Source organism: Microcoleus sp. AR_TQ3_B6 (assembly GCF_036702785.1).
Lineage (GTDB): Bacteria > Cyanobacteriota > Cyanobacteriia > Cyanobacteriales > Microcoleaceae > Microcoleus.
On record NZ_JAUBVJ010000058.1, the window covers coordinates 1 to 21,538 of the forward strand.

Here is a 21,538-nt window from a genome sequence, read left to right on the forward strand (position 1 = left end):
GATAGAGACGTTGCAGCCGCTCAAGTAGTTCTGATTCGAGGACTTGCAGCCGTGGGACACACGGTCAAGATGCTTTCAGAGGGTAAAGCGATTGCGCTCCCGGCGATGAAAGAATCCCCGTCCTTATAGGGCGGGGAGTGTCAAGAGAGTTGATCCAGTCCTTGCGTTCCCGCAAAGCGTAGTTCCAAACCTTGCGACAAACCATTAGAACCCGCTCAAGTTCTTGAGATTGCTCTGCGGTTGGCTTCAATTTGTACTCGTAACTAAGGTTTAACATTGCTCGTTTTCCCTGGCTCTAGAAAATAGAGTAGCATTTTGTAGACTCAACGATAAGCAAAGCAATGGAAGGTAACTTGCAGGCTAAAGCCTGCCTCTAGCTTTCATCCCCGGTCTAAAGACACGGGGTTCTCAGCATATTTGCTATAGAATTCTAGAATATACCGTGACTCATCCGCCGTCAGCCGTCAGTGAACTTGGTGGTTTCAGGAAAATCCGTGGACTTAAAACAAATATTCAAAACGCCGAATCCCATAATCGGTGTCGTACATTTACAGCCTTTGCCAACTTCTCCCCGCTGGGGCGGAAACCTCAAAGCTATTATCGGAAGAGCCGAGCAAGAGGCTACAGCGCTGGCTTCTGGTGGCGCAAACGGTATCATAGTCGAGAACTTTTTTGACGCTCCTTTTGCCAAAGACAGCGTAGATCCGGCTGTGGTAAGTGCCATGACTCTGGTAGTCGAGAGGCTAACCAATCTCGTGACGCTGCCGATCGGCATTAACGTGCTGCGAAACGACGCCCACAGCGCGATCGCCATCGCCTCCTGCACGGGTGCTCAATTCATCCGCGTCAACGTCCTCAACGGCATCATGGCTACAGACCAAGGCTTAATTGAAGGTCAAGCTCACCAGCTACTGCGCTACCGCCGGGAATTGGGAAGCGATGTCAAAATACTAGCAGACGTGTTAGTCAAGCACGGGCGACCGTTAGGCAGCCCCAACTTGACCACAGCCGTCCAGGAGACGATCGGGCGCGCTTTAGCTGACGCCGTGATCCTTTCCGGTTGGACAACTGGCAGCCCTCCCAATTTCGAAGACTTAGAACTCGCGAGTGCAGCAGCGGCAGGAATTCCAGTTTTCATCGGTAGTGGCGCCTCGTGGGAAAACATTTCCACCCTCATGCAGGCCGCTGACGGCGTAATTGTATCGAGTTCCCTGAAGCGAAACGGCCGCATCGAGCAGCCGATAGATCCGATCCGCGTCAGTCAGTTTGTAGAAGCCGCCCGCCGCAGCTTGTCACAGAAAGAGCGCCAACAGGAAAACAGAGACGCTAATGGCTCAAGAGGATCAACACCGGAACCGGGCAAAGTCACAAGTAAAACGTAAAATGGGAAGGGGTAATGGGTAATCGGTAATGGGTAATCGGTAACGGGTAATCGGTAATAGCTTAAAACGAAGAGCTAACAGTGAAAAAAACTCACCAATTCCTAATCACTAATTATCAATTATCAATCACCAATTATCAATTATCAATCACCAATTATCAATCACCAATCACCAATTCCCAATTATCAATTCCCAATTCCCTTGATTCACGCTCCGGAAGTCACTAATACACGGATAGCTGTTTTTTTGCTCTGACTTCTGACTTCTGATTTTTGACTTCTTCCCTCAACATTCATCGGTTAAATCCGTTAAATCCCGTAGATTGCTCGTTGCCGAACTTCCTTTTTCTTTCAACGTCCCAATTACCACTTACCAAATCAAAAAATGATTCGCCGACGTTCAACCCCTTGGATTCATCGCTGGTCTAGAACTGTGATGGGAGCGATCGCAGCCATCGGCGTCGTAGAAACGGCCTATCTCACGATCGCTAAATTCACGACAGGCTCGGTCATTTGTCCCACCAGCGGCTGCGACAAAGTTCTCAACAGTCCCTACGCTACAGTCTTTGGCACAGTGCCTTTAAGTTTGTTAGGCTGTCTGGCTTACCTGAGCATAGCAATCCTGGCATTGGCCCCCAAAGCCGTCAACCCCAACACCAATAAAGGACTGCACTCTCAACTAGAAAACAAAACTTGGCAAGCGCTATTTATCATCACCGCTGCGATGGTAATTTTCAGCAGCTATTTGATGTATTTGATGGCTTTTGAAATTAAGGATGTGTGTATTTATTGCCTCAGTTCCGCCCTATTTTCACTGTCGCTGTTTGTGCTGGTGCTAGTCGGGCGCGAGTGGGAAGATATCGGACAGTTGGTATTTACAGGCATTTTGGTGGCAATGGTGAGTTCGATCGGCGCCTTAGGACTTTATAACAGCGTCAGGTCACCTGCTACTTCTGTCTCTACCCCCGGAAATGTAGCCCCTGCCGTCACTACAACCTCCGGCCCGGCAGAACTTGCTTTGGCCCGCCACCTCCGAGAAATCGGCGCTAAAGAGTACGGCGCTTACTGGTGTCCCCACTGTCACGAGCAAAAAATGCTGTTCGGCAAAGAAGCAGCCCAAATAATTGATTATTTTGAATGCGATCCCAGGGGGCAAAATTCCCGCGCTGAAATTTGCCAAGCTGCTGGTGGGAATATTAAAGGTTTCCCCACTTGGGAGATTAAAGGTCAGTTTTATTCCGGCACGCAATCTTTGGAGAAACTCGCTGACTTATCGGGTTACACCGGCCCGCGAAACTTTCAAAACTGATAGAAAAGGTTGAGATTATAGATGGCAGATTTTAGGTTTATTGCCAGGAAAGCTCCGGATTTTTAGCTGAGTTGATAGTTGTATCGTGCTGGGCAATGAATCTAAAATTTTGCATCCATCTATAATCAATAAACAATTACTAAAAACTAGGTAGATAAGCTGCTGTGCATCTAATTTGACAGTCAATTTTTCTACAATTATTGTGGAACAGGCCCTCCTAGCCCGTCTATGCATTCAATGCCAGATGCTCCGCAGCTTAGCGGCGAACACAAAAATCTAATACGCCGAAACCCGTGCTGCGAAGATTTTTAAGTTTGATTGTGTACCTCATCTACCCAACAACCTCTATAGCAACCGTGCCAGAGTTTGAGAAGGTTCTTAATTGCTGAAACAATTGCAGTCGATAGCAACTTGGGCCTTCCTTATTCCTTCTTCCTTCAACATCTGCTATACACAAAAACTAAAGAAACCGGGTTTCTACTTCCAGACTCATTGTTGAAATGATATATTTTGGTTGAGAAACCCGGTTTCTGCCGTTGCAGCCCGATCCTACCGAAAAATCAAAAAATTGGAAAATCTAAAATCTAAAATCTAAAATCTAAAATCCCTTGACTCACCCGCACCGAACAATCAAAAAATTGGAAAATCTAAAATCTAAAATCTAAAATCTAAAATCCCTCGACTCACCCGCACCGAAAAACCAAAAAATTGGAAAATCTAAAATCTAAAATCTAAAATCGACTGAGCCGATCGCCCCGGAGATGTAAAAGCTATATGTATTAGTAGCTTAGATGCTTGAAGGGCGAGGCAAAAATCTCAAAAATATGCTAGAAACTATCAAAAAATGGCTCGCTCGAGAACGCCGAGTATTGATTACTGCGAGTGCAGTTGCCGGTACGGTCATTGTAATGCGGTGGTTAGGATTTTTTCAGGTGTGGGAATGGGCTGCTTTCGACCAGTTTGTGCGCTGGCGACCGGCCGAACCAATTGACTCGCGCATCGTCATTGTAGAAATTAAAGAAGCTGACTTACAAAAATACGGCTACCCAATTTCGGATGCTGTATTGGCCCAATTGCTGCAAAAATTGCACGCTGGCAAGCCGCGGGCGATCGGCCTCGACGTTTACCGAGATTTGCCAACTCAACCGGGTAACGCCGAATTGCTCAAAACGTTTAAAACTATTCCCAACTTAATCGGCATTGAGTTGATGCCAGACGAAACCAGGTTCGGAGTTCGACCGCCTCCGGTACTCGACAAGCTCGATCGAATCGGTTTCAACAACGTTGTCATCGACGCTGACTCAAAAGTGCGCCGAACTTTGCTCTACGCTTGGCCAGGAGACGGCAAAACTCATCAAAGTTTCGCGCTGAAACTGGCTTTGCGTTACCTCGAAAGCGAAGGAATTTCCCCTCAATCAGCAAAAGCCAATCCTAAATACTTGCAGTTAGGCAAGGGGGTTTTTCGGCCTTTTCAACCGAATGACGGTGCTTACGTTCGAGCGGACAGTCGCGGCTATCAAATTTTGACCAACCTGCGCGGCCCGCGAGGCAGTTTCCGCACTGCATCGATGAGCGACGTGCTTTCTGGCAAAGTACCCGCTGATTTTGTGCGATCGCGCGCTGTCTTGATCGGCTCAAATGCTCCCAGCCTCAAAGACTTTTACCAAAATTCTTACAGCTCCGGTTGGTTTGCTCCTCCCCAGCAAATACCGGGAGTCGAGCTTCAGGCTCATTTGTTGAGCCAAATTTTAAGTGCTGCCCTCGATGGCCGCGGGGGGATCGATGTCTGGCCAGAGGCTGCGGAGTTGCTGTGGATTTTACTCTGGTCTTGGGCGGGAGCAAGTGTAAGTTGGAATTTGCGATCGCTGGGTCGATCGGCTTGCTGTTTGTCAAGTATCTGTCTCGGTCTGAGCGGCAGTTTATACTTAGCTTTTTTAGCCGGTTGGTGGCTGCCATTAATTCCTGCAATCCTCAGTCTTTTGGGTTCTGGCTGCGCAGTTGTGGGTTATCTGGCTCATTTACAAGAAGAATTAAAACGGTCTAAAGAATTTTTACAATCACTAATCGATACAATTCCCGACCCGATTTTTGTCAAAGATCGAAATCACCGCTGGGTTGTTTTGAATCAGGCATATTGTCGGTTTATCGGCTATCCTTTAGAAAAGTTAACCTGCCACACAGATTACGACTTATTTCCCCAAAGCGAAGCCGATATATTTTGGCAGCAAGACGAATTAGTATTGCAAACTCACCAGCCGCGAGAAAATGAAGAATATTTTACCGACGCTCACGGAATTACGCATCTGATTGCAACTAAAAGATCCCTGCATAAAGATGCTGCAGGCAACCTATTTTTAGTCGGAGCAATCAGAGATATTACTGAGCGCCAACTCCGGGCAAAAGCCCTCGAACAAAAAAATGCTGAACTCAGCCACCAAGCCGATCACGATGCTCTCACTGGTTTGCCCAACCGCAAAAGGTTTTACGAATGCTTGCATCAGTCTCTAGAAAAAGCCTCCAGCAATCAGGAATTGGTAGCTTTACTGTTTTTAGATTTAGATGGATTTAAGTCAATCAACGACACTCTCGGACACAATGTGGGCGATTTACTCTTAAAAACAGTTGCCAGTCGGCTCAAAAAATGTTTGCGCGGCAGCGATACAATCTCGCGGTTGGGTGGCGACGAGTTCACAGTCATTCTGCCCGCAATTCCAGGCCCGGAGGAAGCTGCAAAAGTAGCTGAAAAAATTTGCGACGGCATCATCCAGCCTTTTATTTTAGAAGAACATACAGTTTCTGTAACTACAAGTATTGGCATTAGTTTATATCCCTTTGACGGTCAAGAGCCAGAGATTTTAGTCAAAAATGCCGATGTTGCGATGTATCGTGCTAAGGAACGCGGGAAAAATCAATATCACTTTTATTAATTAATACCAGTTAAAAAAACAAGAAAACTGTAGGTAAGGTTCCAACCACGAGCTTCATAAGCCATTCCCAACTATGTAATTTTTTAATTTAAAATGTCAAAACTTCGGACAAAATTTGAGCAAGTTTTAGACCTCAAACCCTAATTAGACTCTGGGGGCGATATTATTTGCCGGCGCCCGATGTGCAGCTAACGAAAGAAAACATACCTCGATTCGGAAACCGTAAGCCCTGTAAGCTTTTTGAAACCGTTCAAAAAAAGGTCTGAAGTATTGGAGCTTCATACATATATATTGTATAATCAGTCATCTGTCATTAGATAGACTTACATAAATATAAAACTTATGAGAGGAAATTGCCGTCTCATCTAAATCAATAGTCCGGACTATTTTTATGTGATAGTCTGAAACCTTTGATTTTCTGTTGACAGCTTGATTGTTTAATCGCCCTGAAACCCTTATTTTACGGTGGGCAATCAAAAACTGTCCGAAGTATTGCTAAATGTTACAGATATTACAAAAATCCCAACTTGACACCCGAAACCAAATTAAAATCGCTAAAAAGCCTTGAATTAAAATAGTTTGCGTAAAATTACGAAAGTTAATTAAAGAAAATGTAAACAGAGCGGGGGAAATACGCAAATAGATAGATATAATATGTGGTACAAACGTGCATTTAAGGCAGTGATTTGAATAATCATGTGAATACTATGCGTACTTTGATTCAACTCACAACAACGGCTACTCTGGCGACCTGCCTGCAACTGAATACAGTTGGCACCGCAAATGCGACTCAACTTGCCAGCAACTCAACCACCAACTTAACAAAAGATCGATCGACCTCCACGGTTTGGACACTTGCACAAACCTCTAGGTTTCCAAATTACCCCAAACAATACGAACCAGACCCGAACGGGAACCCCAGAAGTGACGGTGCGGGGACGCGCTGAACCCAATTTTTTAATTTCCTACTCGCGGACATTCACCATCAACGAGATTTGTGGGCCCTAGCTTGAGACACGCGATGGAAAGCGATTGACGGTTAAAAGCGCAGTCCGTAGCCTCACAGCTATTGACACTGCGCGGGATTTTCAATAAAAGATATGTCAATACAACATCCGCAGGTCACAATTCCTGATACAGAGATACACTCACTACGGTCATCAAAGGTGGAGCAAGAATTCCGAATCTTTGTTGCTCTTGGACACGGATACGCTAATTCTGACAAAGCCTATCCTGTCCTCTACGTGCTAGATGCTAATGCAGTTTTTGGCACAGTTACAGAAACAGCTCGCTTTCTGGCAATGCTTAAGGAAATACCGGAAATTATCATTGTCGGTATTGGCTATCCGATCGACAGTTTTACAGAGGCAGCAGCTTTCAGGACGCGAGACTATACCATCACCACCGTTGATACATGGTACCAAGAAACTTTAAAAGCTGTACAACCTGATGCTCCCGAATATGTTGGTTCAGGTGGAGCAGCCAATTTTCTCCAATTTATTGCTAAAGAACTAATGCCTTTTGTCAATACAACTTACAGAACTATTCCTGAAGATAGCGCTATCTGCGGTAGTTCATTTGGTGGTTTGTTCGCACTTTATGCGTTATTCCACCAACCTCATACTTTCCGGCGCTATATCATTGGCAGCCCGACGGTATGGTGGGACAAATCAGCGATTCTCAACTATGAAAAGGATTTTGCGGCTAACAACACCCGTTTATCAGCAAAGGTGTTCATGTCAGTAGGTTCTTGTGAAAGCGATCGCATGGTCGCGGGTTTCCAGGAGATGGCTGGGATAATGCAAGATAGGCAGTATCAGAATTTGGAACTGATAACACACGTGTTTGAGGACGAGACTCATGTATCCGTTACTCCAGCCACAATTAGTAGAGGTTTAAGAGCCGTTTTTACTTAAGGTTGCGACTTGACACATTGCGGAAATATGGCATCCAGTTAGATATTTAGACTAGCCAAAAACTCAATCAGCAATTGATTAACCTCTGTTGGACGCTCTTGTTGAATCCAGTGTCCGGCACCTGGCAACAAAACCTTCTTCTTCAAGTTCGGCACTTTTTCCCCCATTCCATCAACAGCGTCTCGGTTCATCGCAATTACCACGTCTTCCTCCCCTGCTACAAACAGTGCAGGCTGGCGCAGCGGAGCCCCACTCAGAAAAGCTGTTAGTTCCCAGGATCGGTCCAAGTTCCGGTACCAGTTGAGCCCGCCTCGAAAACCTGTTCGTTCAAACTCGCCTGTAAAAAAGTCGATATCTTGTTTGGTTAACCAAGCAGGAAGCGTCTCTGGCAGGGTGCCAGTGTCAAGAAACTTCTCAGACTTACTGAAGAGAGGGCGCAATCGATGCTGGGGCGGTGCGTCTCCCGAACCCGAGTAGAGTAAGATGCTTATGGTCTTGCGGACATCCGCATCGAATTGGGCCTCGGCCAATCCTGGTTCCTGGAAATACAACTGGTAAAACTGCTGGTTTTCGCCTACCATGCGTTTCAGCGCTTCTGTAGGACGGATGGAAGTCCAAAGTCTTGGCTTGTAAGGGACACTCAGCAGAACGATCGCCCTAAAAATGTCTGGTCTTAACAGGGCGCAATACCGGGCAACAACAGCCCCCCAGTCATGACCCACGATGACCGCCTGTTCTTGATTTAGGGCATCAACAAGACCAACAATATCTGCCGTTAATTCGAGAATGTTGTAAGCTTCGATAGGTTCGGGTCGATCGGTTTGACCGTAGCCGCGTTGATCTGGCGCTACGACATGGTAACCGGCCTCGGACAGTGCTGTTAGCTGGTGCCGCCAGGAATACCAAGATTCTGGGAAACCGTGGCACAAGACGACTAACGGACCGGAACCCTGTTGGGCAATGTGCATCAAGATGCCATTGGTATTGATGAATCGATGGGTTACTAGGGCCACTGAAGGGGTAACAAGAGAGCTATAAGATAGAAATGATAATGGTTTGCGCCCTTATCCCTGGCTGAGGGGAGCGGCGTTTATGGGAGGACAAATTGGTTCATTCTGCGGCCTCGCGGTGATATGGTTCCAAGTTTTTCACCCAGTTCTCTCCATCTAACCCTACGCCAAAGGTGCTGCGTTTTCGATAGATTCTCCCAAATTCTTTGGTACGACAGACATATTTTTGTCCGTGATGTTTGCTGATTTTACACCCGCCCATGGTTGATTGGAAATAAGCCAGACACATCACCAAAATCATTGCGTTTAATCGCTCTCCTCTTAATCCAGTGCTTTCTAAGCTATCATATCAATTCCGGTTACACCGGAATGATAGTCCGTTGGGAGTGGTCCGTTGGGAGTGGGGGAATGTGGAATTATTTGCCTTGACTTTATCATTCCTATGCAACCGGAAACGATATCACCCCCACTTTTACAGTCTGGGAACATTTCTTCTCTATCTAACGGTTTCGGCTTCCTTGTTACCCTCCCAGCTTAATTGTAGAGTCGCGGACGCAAAAAAACCGGTTTCTGAGAAAAATCGTGGATTTTTCCAGTCATAGATTGACACAGAAACCGGATTTTTGACCGCGTGCGTCAGGACAGTTATAGATGCAGGCTATCTGACTCTATCTGTTTGTATCATCTACAAACGCTGAAACAAATCCATCCGATAGCGTTTGTGATAGCCTAATAAATCTAGCATGAAAAACTTTTTGCGAGGGTCGCCAAGATGTTTCAAAGATGATTCAGAATTTTCGAGAAAAGTATTGTGAACAGTATCGCCATCGTGGAGAAAATAATCGGTCGCCTTCAAGCCAAAATGAACCATCAACAAATATCCGCCCGGAACCAAAGCGTCAATAATTTTTTGTTTGGTTTCCAAAAGGTCTGGAATAGTCAAAAAAAAGCCGACTTCTGAAAATAAAATCAAATCGAACTTTTCATTCGGGAACTGTTGGGGAATCTGCATCTGCTCGAACCGCACCTGCGGGAGATGACTGCAGCGTTTCCGCGCTTCGACCAATCCCGGTTCCGAATAGTCTACAGACAGTAGTCTCTCACATTTGGGAGCTAGTTTCTCTGTCAGTACACCGATGGCGCAGGCGATTTCAAAAGCATTTTTGAATTTGACTTTTGGCAAAGCTCTGATAGTTGCTCGGAATTTACTGGTTTCGTAAAACCTGGTGGTGTATCCCCAAGGATCTGGACTCTTGCGAAAGATTTCATCAAAGACACTGGGCGGTGTTGATATTTGTTCTGAAGGTTTCATCGTCAACCTCTGCAAGTTAAATGTTATTTAAACAAGTATACTACAGAAAAAACATATCCTAGACTCTCTTCTCAAATTACGCTCTCGGAGATTTTTCACACTGGGACGGCGGTGCTACAGTGAACGCTACTGGTCTGTTATTGTGTCGTAGACTACCTTAGTAACCTGAAGGGGTAACAAGAGAGCTAGGAGGTAGAGCGGATAAGAGTTTGGACCCTTATACCTCGCAGAGGGGGCGGCGTTTGTGGGAGGATTTACTCGTTAATTCTGCGGCCAATTGGTGATATAGTTCCAAGTTTTTCACCTAGTTTTCTCCATCTAAATCCACACCAAATGTACTGCGTTTTCGAGATATTATCCCGGCTTATATGGGACGACAGACCTATTTTTTTTTCTGATGTCTGTTGATTTCATACCCTGGGAGTATTGACTTTAGATAAACCTGAAATATCACTAAAATCCTTGAGTTTAATCGGTTTTATCTTAATCCAGTGCCTTCTAGATTATACCCCCCACTTTTACAGTCTTGGAAGATTTATTCAATTATTCAATCCCCATTCTTCTTTTATACCCTTGGATGGCGGCGGTTAAACTTCCCCGATCGGTCAAGATATCCCAAGGCTCTTTTGTGGTTTGATTGCGTTTTTTTATTTAGCTACCAGGAAAATCCTGAAACTAACTTGTTTTACGGATTCTTTTTTTTTATAATATAAGGCGATCCCGGTTTAATTAATAACTCATATAATGGCTGCCCTATTTAATTATTATTTTATAAAATTCGCTTTCTTCAACCTTAAACAAAATTTGATATTCCTAGCCTGGAGACAAGTGGTTAAATCTAGGTAACAAAAGTCGCGGTCTTTTAGCAGCACTATTTGATAATATTTGAATTTGGCTAAAACTGAGGAGAGTACACTTTCTTGTTGATCCTGATTACTATTGCCTATGTGCGGCAGCAATCTCCAGGTTAAGGGAATGGCTCTTCTTGACTAAATCACGCTGACATGACGCAAGTTGAGATTTTTCCACTTTCTGCGGTCAATCGCTAGGTATAACTCCTGTTTCGATTTTTTGGGAACCAATTTCTCTAGCCAATAACTGATGATAGGTCACAATAAGCTACTAATCGTTAAGCTGGGTAAATCCAAGAATATTTGTAACTTTCTACCTCTGAATTCACAAGTTATCCAGATTGGAAAGAGTCTTGCTATTGTTTCTAGTTTGACTTTTTTTTAGGCTTGAATGATGTTGAGCCAGAAGCAGCAACATCAGGAACTGGGCGCGGCCCAATTGCTTTGCTAGATGCTGGCGATCAAATTGCATTAGTATTGTTTTGATTTGTGGGTTTGCTTGTCACTATAGCAGACCCATCTTTTTTTTGGTAACCCAGCTCTCATCCCTTCTGTGTCAAGGTTTCGGCTTCCTTGTTACCCCCCAGCTAGCGCTATAGTTTAATCACTAAATCGGAACACTTATAGGGCTTGTGTGCTTCTAACGCTTTCTTTGTACCAATTGGTGTTCTGGATTAAAGTGTGAGTGCACCAACTCGGATCGGTGAGGGGATAGTCAAGTCGGTAATGTCCGCCTCGACTTTCAGTCCGGAAAGCTGCACTTTTGAGAATTAAATAGCCGATATCTAATAAATTGCCAACTTCTCCCCAATTTCGCAACTGCAGGCTGGTTTCCTGATCCGCAAGTGAGAAATCAAGGATTTTTCCTGGCCGCAACTTCACCAAAGTTTGACTCAAAGGCAAAGAGGCAAATTCTTGCCGCCAAATCTCAACTTGGACGATCGCACTTTCCAAATCCCGCTGTCCCCTGCAAATTCCCGCACTCTGCCACACCAAATTCGGCAATTCTACCCGCAACTTGTCGATCGCCTCAATGTCATGAAGACAAATCGATTTTTCCAAGATTTCCCCGGTATCGAACTCATCTGTGAGTGTTTTGGGCTTTCCACCTTCTAGCTGCAAAAGTCCCATCTGCGCCCCAAAAACCAGACATTCTAGCAGCGAATTGCTCGCCAACCGATTAGCGCCGTGTACCCCCGTGCTGGCAGTTTCTCCCACCGCATACAAACCCGGAATGGATGTTTGGTTGAACTTGTCAGTCACAATCCCTCCCATCCAGTAATGGGCGGCGGGCGTCACCGGCACCGGTTCGGAAAAAATATCAATTCCCCAGTCAGCGCACACTTGAATAATATTCGGAAACCTGTAGCGCAGTCGATCGACCGCAATCGGGCGCAAATCCAGCCAAACATGAGGTTCCCCCGTCTTCTGCAAGTGGCGGAAAATTGCGCGGCTGACAACATCCCGAGGGGCGAGTTCACCGCTGGGGTGAGAGTCAAAAGCAAAGCGATATCCCTTACTGTCAACTAAATGAGCTCCTTCTCCCCGCACCGCTTCGCTAATGAGAAAGCGAGGCGCGCCCACTTTGCTGAGTGCCGTCGGGTGAAACTGCACAAATTCTAAATCTCGCAGCAGCGCCCCGGCGCGCCACGCAATTGCCACCCCGTCCCCGGTACTTACTGACGGATTGGTCGTTTGAGCAAAAACCTGTCCGCCGCCGCCTGTCGCCAGCACCACGGCTTGGGCCTGCAGCCACTTGACTTGTGAGCCGCAAATCGAGCTAATCCCCTGACAGCGCCCGGTTTTGTCTAGCCACAGACTCAAAGCAAAGGCAGGAGATATGAGTTGAATGTTTTTGCGGCTCAATACTTTTGCTGTCAGCGTACTGATAACGGCTTTGCCCGTAGTGTCGGCGGCGTGGAGAACTCGGCGGCGGGAGTGGGCTGCTTCTAGGGTGAGGGCTAAATCTGGGCCGGTGCGATCGAATGCAACGCCCATTTTCACGAGGGAGTCAATGCAAGCACTAGCTTCCTCGACTAAAAATTTCACCGCCTCCAAATCGCAAAGACCTGCTCCGGCAGCCAGTGTATCCTGAATGTGCAGCGCTGCGGAATCTTCAGGGGCGATCGCCGCAGCAATCCCTCCTTGAGCCCAATCACTAGCAGAAACAGGCAGGGTATTTTTATTGATCAAGCCCACCTGCAAATGCTCTGGCAGGCAAAGTGCTGTGTACAAACCCGCCGCGCCAGCACCTATTACCAATACGTCAAATTTGTCAGTCATAAGTCTGCCGCCAGTCGATTTTAGATTTTAGATTTTAGATTTTAGATTTTAGGATTGACTCCACAGATGAATCTAGGGAGTTGAATTAATGTCACTCGAGCGAGCTTATATTTTAGATTTTAGATTAAAGAATTGAGTCTACAGAGGAATCTGGGCAACCCGCTTATTTCAATCTAGCTAGGGAATTTTTGCCGGCTTTTGGCGAATGGTGGTTGAAAGTAAGTCTTGATAAATTAAAGGCAGAAGTCATCAGCCTAAGAGAAAAAAAATCTTTTCTTTCGGCCGTTTGCCTTCTGCCCAATGACTTCTGCCTTCAAATGAGGCCTGCCGCTACCTAGTCGTAGAGACCATTATTCAACCTGTTGTCTCCTTCAATAAAGACTGATTCAACCTCAGTTACAGTGAATTTGTCCAGGTTAGCTTGCAGCAGTTTTTTCTGAGCTTCCGTCAAGTCTGAAATGTTGAGTACGTCCTCAACTTTTTCGTAAGGAGCATTCTTAATAATTAGTCGAGCTAAAGTGGGATACAACCCTCGATATTCCCGAAAGTCCCGGACGGCGCTGTTGTTCAAATCAAGTTTTTTGCCGTACTCTGTGGCAAGCTTCTCATCGGCGCGATTGGTTCTAACCGGAGCTTCAACAGCCAGGAGCGAGGATGATGGCAAGACGATACGGCTCAAGGTCGCCGCGATCGCGCTTTGGTCTCCAGCCCATGCAAAGCAGCCCAGCACTAAGCCCAATACTGCCAATAGACGACCCAATCGTTTCATGAAGTTTTGTCTCCCAATTTCATACACAGCATTTATGTAGAGACTACCATTTTGCTTATGCAGTTTTTCAGATAAATCCGCAACAGGTAGAGGGCTGTTAGAAAATTTACATTTGCCTATTGACACCACGGACGATATATGATAAAGGTGTGAAATTTACCGGAATGCTTGTTGACTGTTGACTGTTGACTAATGACTAATGACTAAATTGAGGCATGGCAGGAAAGTTTATCAAAGACCCTCGCAATTAAAAACTGGGACTGCCATTTTAAGGGTTAATTTTTGCCCCGCGCCCAATTTTCTAGCTATCGAAAATTCTTTCCTTTCCTTTTGAGAAAAGCGTTCAAGTCAGCATAAGTACCGCCGTAAGCCACGCTGGGATGGTCGTAACCCTTCAAAGTAACGGTGTGCTCCTCGAAAGCGACCTGGGCACCCAATTTGGTGAGGTATTTATAGGTCGTTTCTCCCACAGCGATATCCTTGCCGAGTTGCTTGGTACAAGATTCCAGGCGAAATGCTGCGTTTACAGTATCACCCAAGGCGGTATAGTCCGATCGGTGGTTGCTGCCAGAATTTCCCACCATTGCATAACCGGTATTGATGCCGGCGCCGACTCGTAAAGGAAAAGGCAGGGGGTAACGGCTGCTGAGTTCGTCTGTTGCCTTGTGCAGTGCGCTCAAAGCTTGGCAAATCCGCATCATTTCCTCGCTGCTGACATCGCTGGTTTTGTGGAACCAGACGGCCATGATGGCATCCCCGATGTATTTGTCCACCCAACTGCCGTTTTCGCGAATAATCTGTCCTGCTTGGCGGAACCAATTACCGATGACTTCTGAGAGTAGGGTTTCGTCTAGTTGCCTAGTCAAAATTGTAAAGTCTCGGATGTCCATTACCATGACGCTAATCAGGCTGCGCACCGTCAAAGTCGCCGTAAAATCTTCAGAGTCTGTGTCGTGTCTTGGATTGTGCCGGTGGCCGGCGGTTGGGTTGTAGAAGTCCAATTCGGTTTGACCGAAAATAATCCGATCGCCATTTCTGAGGGTGACAGGAATACTGACGCGCCGCCCGTTGACAAAGGAACCGTTGCGGCTCCCCAAGTCTATCAAGTAGAACTCTCCTGTCTCCATTTGCTGTAACATCGCGTGATTACGGGAAATCCAGCGATCGCTCAATACAAAATTATTGTCATCGCTCCGCCCTACTGTCCAGCAATTGCTGCCGGAGAGCGACAAGTAGCGATTGCCGCTTTTTTCTGTACGAAGTACCAAATGTGGATGGGCTTGCAAAGTCACCACAGCCTTAGAAACTACATCAAGTCAACTGGTTTGAGGTTTTAAACTTTAAATTTTAACTTTACCAGACCGCTTATAACTGAGATTACTGCTAAAAAACCTCAAATCGGCCGTTCTCAAATCTAAAATTGTTTAGTCGATCGATGCACCGGCTCCCTACAGGATTGCCAAACCACAATTCGATCGCCGGAGAAGGTGGTTATTGTTAGATCATAAGCCAAAGGGTCATACTTTTCACCCCTAAGATGTATCTGGGCAGTTAAATTTGCGGCTTTTTGCCAAACATATAACTATCTACTCATATTCTACCGAATGTCACGGCTTCCACGGAGAGCTAAGTTTTATTTATGGTGAGGGACCCCAAAAAACTGGAAAATGGCTCTCCGGCTCAGACCGAGGATTGTTAAACACAAGGTATCTTTAAGATTTGTGGCTTTACTTCATGTTTTTGAAGATATCAACAAAGCCTTGGACTGGCTGCGGCGGTTAATAAATTAGAAACACGAGAATTTTATGTTGTCGAAAAGAATTTTGCCTTGTCTGGATGTGAAAGCTGGTCGCGTGGTCAAAGGTGTCAATTTTGTCAACCTTCAAGATGCTGGCGATCCGGTAGAAATGGCTCAGGTTTACAACGATGCGGGCGCGGATGAGTTGGTGTTTCTGGACATTACCGCGACTCACGAAGATCGGGACATTATTATTGATGTGGTGTACCGCACGGCAGATCGAGTATTTATCCCTTTGACGGTGGGCGGCGGTATCCAATCCTTAGACACGATTAAAAGTTTATTGAGGGCAGGCGCTGATAAGGTGAGTATTAATTCGGCGGCAGTCCGCGATCCGAGTTTAATTGACAAAGCGAGCGATCGATTTGGCAATCAGTGCATTGTAGTGGCGATCGACGCCCGCAAACGGCAAGATGCGGATAATCCTGGCTGGGACGTGTACGTGCGCGGAGGGCGAGAAAATACTGGCCTAGATGCGATCGCCTGGGCCAAGGAAGCCGAACAGCGCGGCGCTGGCGAAATTCTGGTGACTAGCATGGACTCGGACGGCACTCAAGCCGGTTACGATTTGGAATTAACCCGAAGCATCGCCGAAATTGTCGAAATTCCCGTCATTGCTTCCGGCGGCGCCGGCAACTGTCACCACATCTACAAAGCCGTGACTGAGGGCAAAGCAGAAGCTGCACTGCTGGCTTCCCTGCTGCATTACGGCCAACTCAGTGTAGGAGAAATTAAAACTTATCTCGCAAAATGCCAAGTTCCCGTGCGACAGCAGTAATATCAATTCCGGTGACACCGTTTGGGATAGTCCGCCGTCCGTTGGGATTCGTCCGTGGGGGAATGTGGAACTATTGACCTTGACTCGAGCGTGCCCGTGCAACCGGAAACGATATAATTGAGTTGAGTCCTCGACGCATAATTTCTATCTTTAGGGTGCGCAGTGCGCACCTTACGCCATAATTCGCGCGTCAAACCATTTTTTCCCGATCGGTCTTGGACGCATAATTTCTCCTTACTTGAATTGTAGGCATTCGCTCTCTTGACTTGAAATGCCTCTGCGTTGCATCTGCAGTTTCCCTATCAATCAAAGATTGATGCAATAAGTCTAAATTTCAACTAGCAGAAAACATAATAATATTCAACTAGCGGAAGACATAAATAAAAATCTTCCCTGAGAATGATTTCAAAGCCCAGCTTTTTCAGCTAAATATATATTAGCTCAATTTTAAAGAGTTCAACTTCTAATAGTATCAGTTGCTTTTATCAGACTTGAGCGAAAGACTATGCTGGACTTGATTGCATCTCTTGTCAACAATTTCAGTCAATAAAACTTGTAAAAAAGGAGAAATCGTTTATGTCTTTGATCGGCTTTAACTTCCCTGCCAAGCGTTTAGTTCGCACTTTAATAGCTGTTTGTTTTTGTGCCTTGATGTTTGTGTCTAATGCTTTCCCCGCTTTTGCCGTTACCAGCAGCCCCACCAAAGGTGAAGACCAACTTTTGGGTATTGAAAAAGAATCTCAGGAAGTTGTCCTGAAAAAACCGATGTCCTTGGAAGAAACTCAAAAAAAAGCGAGCGAAGGACCCAACGAAGTTCAGGGAGCCGCTGACATTGACAAAATGAAAAATCCTTCCAACACAAACACTACATCCTTTGAGCAAATAGTCAAAAAAGCTGTCAGCGACATCAAAAACTAACTCAGCGCGCAGTAGTCAGGGGACAGTTGTCAGTATAAAAGATCGGGGACACGGCACGGCGCCGTGTCCCTTTAAGTTTCGTATCCAATCTCAATTTAGCTGTAGTTGGCAGAATTGGTATCAGATTGAATAAAAAAGTGGAAACGACTTGGCATCTTTCGGCTTTACGAACACTCTTTGCTGGGGCTGCAAGTGCAAGGTATCAAATCTTTCTCTCGTCAAATTAGCGTTTACTACTTGACCGTCATCTAAGGTTAATTCTACCTGAATTTCCCATCCCAAATGAATCAAGCGACTGATTCTTGCAGGCACTGTTGCACTATTTTCTGTAGTTTCAATTAGTACGTCGTGAGGGCGCAAGAAAATCTCCGGGTGGGCTGATTCAAAGCCGTTGGCTTGAAACATCCTCGAACTGCTGGGCAATACATTGACGGGACCGATAAAACTCATTACGAAAGCACTCGCTGGATTGTCGTAAATTTCTGCGGGTGTGCCTACTTGTTCGATTTTACCTTTATTCATTACCGTAATTCGATCGGCAACTTCCATCGCTTCTTCTTGATCGTGCGTCACAAAGACTGTGGTAACGTGAACTTCGTCATGAAGTCGCCGCAACCAAGCACGCAAATCTTTGCGAACTTTGGCATCGAGAGCTCCAAAAGGTTCGTCTAGCAGTAACACTTTCGGTTCCACAGCCAGGGCTCTGGCGAGGGCCACCCGCTGCCGCTGGCCTCCTGAAAGTTGCGACGGGTATCTATTGCCCAATCCTCCCAATTGCACTAAATTCAACAATTCTTCTACCCGCGATTGGACTTTCGCAGGCGGTATTTTCTGAATTTCCATGCCGAAAGCGATGTTTTTTCGCACTGTCATGTGCTTGAATAGCGCGTAGTGCTGAAACACAAACCCAATATTGCGCTCTTGGACGCTAGTATTGGTGGCATCTTGGCCGGTCAGCCAGATTTTGCCGGAGTCGGGCATTTCTAAACCGGCAATCAGCCGCAGCAGCGTAGACTTGCCGGAACCAGACGGGCCCAGCAATGCGACTAGGGAACCTGATTCAATTTTTAAGCTGACTCGATCGAGTGCTTGGAAACTGCCAAACTGTTTTGATACGTTTTCTACAACTATGCCCATAGTTCGTTCGGCAACGAAGCCGTGTACAAGATTTAACAGATTTAACGGATGGATGTTGAGCTTCGAGGTTCGAGCTTCGAGGGAAAAATCTTAATCTCCGGTTTGGGGAGGGGTTAAAGTAAGTTTTTTATAGCACGATCGCAGATCCGTTTGTTAATTTTAGGGTTTTGGCGATCGGTCAGTCGATTTTAGATTTTAGATTTTAGATTTTAGATTTACTTGCAGCTTTGCATCTGGAAGTCTAAAATTTTGGGCCCTCGAGGAAAGGAGTCGGGGCTTTGTATCCGTTTTTGGGCGGGGTCACACACCGGAAACTTAACAAAAATCCACCTCCAATACAAAACAACACAATTCTTTGCTACCAAAGTTGGCGTTTGGTACTACAATGCAGCAAAAGTTCAAGCGTTTTTGACTTCAACTGCTGAGGGGATAAAGGAAAATGGGAGATGTTGGACGTGTGCCTGTAGGAATTATCGGCGCTTCAGGGTACGGCGGCGTGCAACTTGTGCGACTGCTGGCAGATCACCCAGCGGCTGAAGTAGTCTATTTGGGCGGGGATAGCAGTGCGGGAAAACCTTTTTCCAGCCTTTATCCGCATCTGACTAACTGCATTGATTTGACAGTCGAGGCGATCGACCTAGACAAAATAGCGGCAAAATGTGAAGTTGTGTTTCTGTCCCTGCCGAACGGTTTAGCTTGCCAAATGGCACCGACGCTGATCGAAAAAGGCTGCAAAGTCTTGGACTTGTCGGCTGACTACAGATTTGAAAATCTGGAAACTTACAAAGCTTGGTACGGCGGCGAACGATCGGACTCGGAATTGGCTGCAACGGCTGTTTACGGTTTGCCAGAATTGTATCGCGATCGAATTAAAGACGCTAAGTTAGTAGGCTGTGCCGGCTGCTACGTCACTGCTAGTTTATTAGCCCTGGCACCTTTGCTCAAACAAGGTCTCATCGTGCCAAAAACAGCAATTATCGACGCCAAATCCGGTGCTTCTGGAGGGGGCCGCAAAGCCGAAGTCAATCTGTTGTTGGCTGAAGCAGAGGGTTCTCTGGGCGCTTACGGCGTTGCCCGCCACCGCCACACCCCAGAAATCGAGCAAATTTGCAGCGATTTAGCCGGACAAGATATTAAAGTTCAGTTTACTCCCCACCTAATTCCGATGGTGCGGGGAATTCTGGCGACTGTTTACGCAACTTTGCGCGATCCGGGTTTGGTGCGGGAAGATTTAATTACGATTTTCACAGCTTTTTACCGCAATTGTCCTTGGGTAAAAGTGTTACCGGCTGGGGTTTATCCGCAAACAAAATGGGCTTGCGGCACGAATCTTTGTTTTATCGGTGTGGAAGTCGATCCCCGTACTGACAGGGTGATTGTGCTGTCGGCGATCGACAATTTAATTAAGGGACAAGCCGGTCAAGGCATCCAGTGCATGAACTTGATGATGGGTTGGGAAGAAACTTTGGGTTTGCCGCAATTGGCTTTCTATCCTTAATTGAGGATCGGAAATATCCAGATTTAACTGGTTCCCGGGCTCGGCCTGGGAACCGATATCCAGAGGATCTGCATCGAAGACCCGAGGAAAATTCGAGGCTCTTCCTAGCCTATCTGCGTTCCCAGGCCGAGCCCGGGAACGAGGATTTTCGATTACCAAGTATTACTTTGGCCCGTAACCGATCGAGCCTGCATAAATTGCCCGATTGCCCAATTGATTCTCAATCCGTAACAAACGGTTGTATTTAGCCACCCGTTCGCTGCGACACAAAGAACCAGTCTTGATTTGGCCGGCGCGAGTCGCTACCGCTAAATCAGCAATTGTGGTATCTTCAGTTTCACCGGAACGGTGGCTGATGACCGATCGATAACTGTTCCGTTTACCCAGGTCGATCGTATCCAAAGTCTCCGTCAAAGAACCAATTTGATTCAGCTTAATCAAAATCGAATTGCTAGCTTTCAAATCAATTCCTTTTTGCAACCGCGTGCGATTAGTAACAAACAAATCGTCACCCACCAATTGAACTTTGCTGCCCATTTTCTGCGTCAGCGCTACCCAACTGTCCCAATCGTCTTCATGCAAACCATCTTCAATGGAAACAATCGGATATTGTCCGGCTAAACCATCCAAATAATCGATTAATTCCGCAGGCGAATGAGCCACACCGTCGTAAGTGTACTGCCCATCTTTGTAAAATTCGCTAGCAGCAACATCCAAAGCCAAAGCAACTTGTTCGCCTGGTTTGTAGCCAGCTTTTTCAATAGCTGCAATCAGCAAATCCAAAGCTGCTTGATTGGATTTAAGATTAGGCGCAAAACCGCCTTCATCACCCACACCAGTCAGCAAACCCTCAGCTTTTAAGACTTTACTCAGGGATTCAAATACCTCTGCACCCCAGCGTAAAGCTTCTTTAAAAGATGGCGCACCCACAGGGACAATCATAAATTCTTGAATGTCCACATTATTGTTAGCGTGAGAACCCCCGTTGATCACGTTCATCAAAGGCACGGGTAAAACGTTAGCTAAGGGCCCGCCCAAGTAGCGGTAAAGGGGGAGTCCTAAAGTCTCGGCGGCCGCCTTTGCTGTGGCTAAGGAGACGCCGAGAATGGCATTGGCCCCGAGGTGGGATTTGTTGGGGGAACCGTCCAAGTCAATCATGGTTTTGTCTACCAGTGCTTGGTCGATCGCATCCAGATTCGCCAAAGCGGGGGCAATTTTGTGTTCAACGTTAGCGACCGCTTTCAGGACTCCTTTGCCACCGTAACGTTTGTTGTCGCCGTCGCGGAGTTCGTGGGCTTCAAAAGAGCCTGTAGACGCGCCGCTGGGCACTTGTGCGAGCCCGACAACCCCGTTAGCTAGGTAAACTTCAGCTTCAATGGTGGGGCGGCCGCGGGAGTCGAGGATTTCTCTGGCTTTAATAAATTCGATCGCAGTGTCTAGCATATTAACGGTTCCTGACTTAACTCAACGTTTGATGACAATTAGCAGTCTGTTGGTTTTCCCACGCTGACTGCTGACGGGTAATAGAGTACGCGATCCCCAGAATTATTGCTGCACAGTTCAAAATATTTGCGGATTTGGGCGGTTGGCTGTCAATAAGCTAGGCTTGTTGCAGAATAACCAGGGGCAATTTTGACAGAAATTTGATTTT

At 46.4% G+C, this 21,538-nt stretch carries 16 protein-coding genes and 2 pseudogenes; 9 read left to right on the forward strand and 9 right to left on the reverse strand.

Annotated elements, in window-relative coordinates:
• A pseudogene (locus QUB56_RS24180) lies at positions 1 to 129 on the forward strand (RNA-guided endonuclease TnpB family protein); the annotation flags it as partial.
• A gap of 4 nt (positions 130 to 133) precedes the next feature.
• Here the strand turns inward: QUB56_RS24180 and QUB56_RS24185 are convergent.
• Positions 134 to 277 (reverse strand): annotated as a pseudogene (locus QUB56_RS24185) (helix-turn-helix domain-containing protein); the annotation flags it as partial.
• Positions 278 to 494: 217 nt separating this feature from the next.
• Between QUB56_RS24185 and btpA the strand changes: the two are divergent.
• The 5 genes from btpA (at position 495) to QUB56_RS24210 (ending at position 7,533) form a co-directional block, all read left to right on the forward strand.
• The gene (gene btpA, locus QUB56_RS24190) at positions 495 to 1,382 is read left to right on the forward strand and encodes a photosystem I biogenesis protein BtpA (protein WP_332958673.1); all 888 of its coding nucleotides are present in this window, start codon (positions 495 to 497) and stop codon (positions 1,380 to 1,382) included.
• Between the two features lie 384 nt (positions 1,383 to 1,766).
• Positions 1,767 to 2,690, forward strand: a complete 924-nt coding sequence (locus QUB56_RS24195; protein ID WP_332958674.1) for a vitamin K epoxide reductase family protein — start codon at positions 1,767 to 1,769, stop codon at positions 2,688 to 2,690.
• 791 nt (positions 2,691 to 3,481) lie between these two features.
• The gene (locus QUB56_RS24200) at positions 3,482 to 5,617 is read left to right on the forward strand and encodes a CHASE2 domain-containing protein (RefSeq protein ID WP_445243391.1); all 2,136 of its coding nucleotides are present in this window, start codon (positions 3,482 to 3,484) and stop codon (positions 5,615 to 5,617) included.
• A gap of 707 nt (positions 5,618 to 6,324) precedes the next feature.
• On the forward strand, positions 6,325 to 6,564 hold the full coding sequence (locus tag QUB56_RS24205) for a hypothetical protein (RefSeq protein ID WP_332958676.1): 240 nt from the start codon (positions 6,325 to 6,327) through the stop codon (positions 6,562 to 6,564).
• 153 nt (positions 6,565 to 6,717) lie between these two features.
• Entirely contained in the window at positions 6,718 to 7,533 is an 816-nt protein-coding gene (locus tag QUB56_RS24210) for an alpha/beta hydrolase-fold protein (protein WP_332958677.1), read from the forward strand.
• A 38-nt stretch (positions 7,534 to 7,571) separates the two neighbouring features.
• On the opposite strand, the gene QUB56_RS24215 is transcribed toward QUB56_RS24210, so the two are convergent.
• From QUB56_RS24215 to QUB56_RS24240, 6 genes are all read right to left on the reverse strand, one after another.
• Complete coding sequence (locus tag QUB56_RS24215) at positions 7,572 to 8,546, reverse strand: alpha/beta hydrolase (protein WP_332958678.1); 975 nt, start codon at positions 8,544 to 8,546, stop codon at positions 7,572 to 7,574.
• 97 nt (positions 8,547 to 8,643) lie between these two features.
• Complete coding sequence (locus QUB56_RS24220; RefSeq protein WP_332958679.1) at positions 8,644 to 8,844, reverse strand: hypothetical protein; 201 nt, start codon at positions 8,842 to 8,844, stop codon at positions 8,644 to 8,646.
• A gap of 384 nt (positions 8,845 to 9,228) precedes the next feature.
• A complete protein-coding gene (locus QUB56_RS24225) occupies positions 9,229 to 9,855 on the reverse strand; it encodes an SAM-dependent methyltransferase (protein ID WP_332958680.1) in 627 nt (208 codons plus the stop codon).
• A 1,472-nt stretch (positions 9,856 to 11,327) separates the two neighbouring features.
• The gene (gene nadB, locus QUB56_RS24230; protein ID WP_332958681.1) at positions 11,328 to 12,989 is read right to left on the reverse strand and encodes an L-aspartate oxidase; all 1,662 of its coding nucleotides are present in this window, start codon (positions 12,987 to 12,989) and stop codon (positions 11,328 to 11,330) included.
• 334 nt (positions 12,990 to 13,323) lie between these two features.
• Positions 13,324 to 13,758, reverse strand: a complete 435-nt coding sequence (gene psbU / locus QUB56_RS24235) for a photosystem II complex extrinsic protein PsbU (RefSeq protein ID WP_332958682.1) — start codon at positions 13,756 to 13,758, stop codon at positions 13,324 to 13,326.
• Positions 13,759 to 14,063: 305 nt separating this feature from the next.
• Positions 14,064 to 15,053 (reverse strand): adenylate/guanylate cyclase domain-containing protein, encoded by a 990-nt coding sequence (locus QUB56_RS24240; protein WP_332958683.1) that lies wholly within the window; start codon positions 15,051 to 15,053, stop codon positions 14,064 to 14,066.
• Positions 15,054 to 15,563: 510 nt separating this feature from the next.
• Between QUB56_RS24240 and hisF the strand changes: the two genes are divergently transcribed.
• Positions 15,564 to 16,334, forward strand: a complete 771-nt coding sequence (gene hisF / locus QUB56_RS24245; RefSeq protein ID WP_332958684.1) for an imidazole glycerol phosphate synthase subunit HisF — start codon at positions 15,564 to 15,566, stop codon at positions 16,332 to 16,334.
• A gap of 576 nt (positions 16,335 to 16,910) precedes the next feature.
• Entirely contained in the window at positions 16,911 to 17,252 is a 342-nt protein-coding gene (locus tag QUB56_RS24250; RefSeq protein WP_332958685.1) for a low temperature-induced protein, read from the forward strand.
• Between the two features lie 120 nt (positions 17,253 to 17,372).
• On the opposite strand, the gene QUB56_RS24255 is transcribed toward QUB56_RS24250, so the two are convergent.
• Positions 17,373 to 18,389, reverse strand: a complete 1,017-nt coding sequence (locus QUB56_RS24255; RefSeq protein WP_332958686.1) for a sulfate/molybdate ABC transporter ATP-binding protein — start codon at positions 18,387 to 18,389, stop codon at positions 17,373 to 17,375.
• 439 nt (positions 18,390 to 18,828) lie between these two features.
• On the opposite strand from QUB56_RS24255, the gene argC reads away from it, so the two are divergent.
• Positions 18,829 to 19,887 (forward strand): N-acetyl-gamma-glutamyl-phosphate reductase, encoded by a 1,059-nt coding sequence (gene argC, locus QUB56_RS24260; protein WP_332958687.1) that lies wholly within the window; start codon positions 18,829 to 18,831, stop codon positions 19,885 to 19,887.
• 162 nt (positions 19,888 to 20,049) lie between these two features.
• Here argC and eno read toward each other — a convergent pair whose 3' ends face one another.
• On the reverse strand, positions 20,050 to 21,330 hold the full coding sequence (eno, locus tag QUB56_RS24265; protein WP_332958688.1) for a phosphopyruvate hydratase: 1,281 nt from the start codon (positions 21,328 to 21,330) through the stop codon (positions 20,050 to 20,052).
• Positions 21,331 to 21,538: the final 208 nt, after the last annotated feature.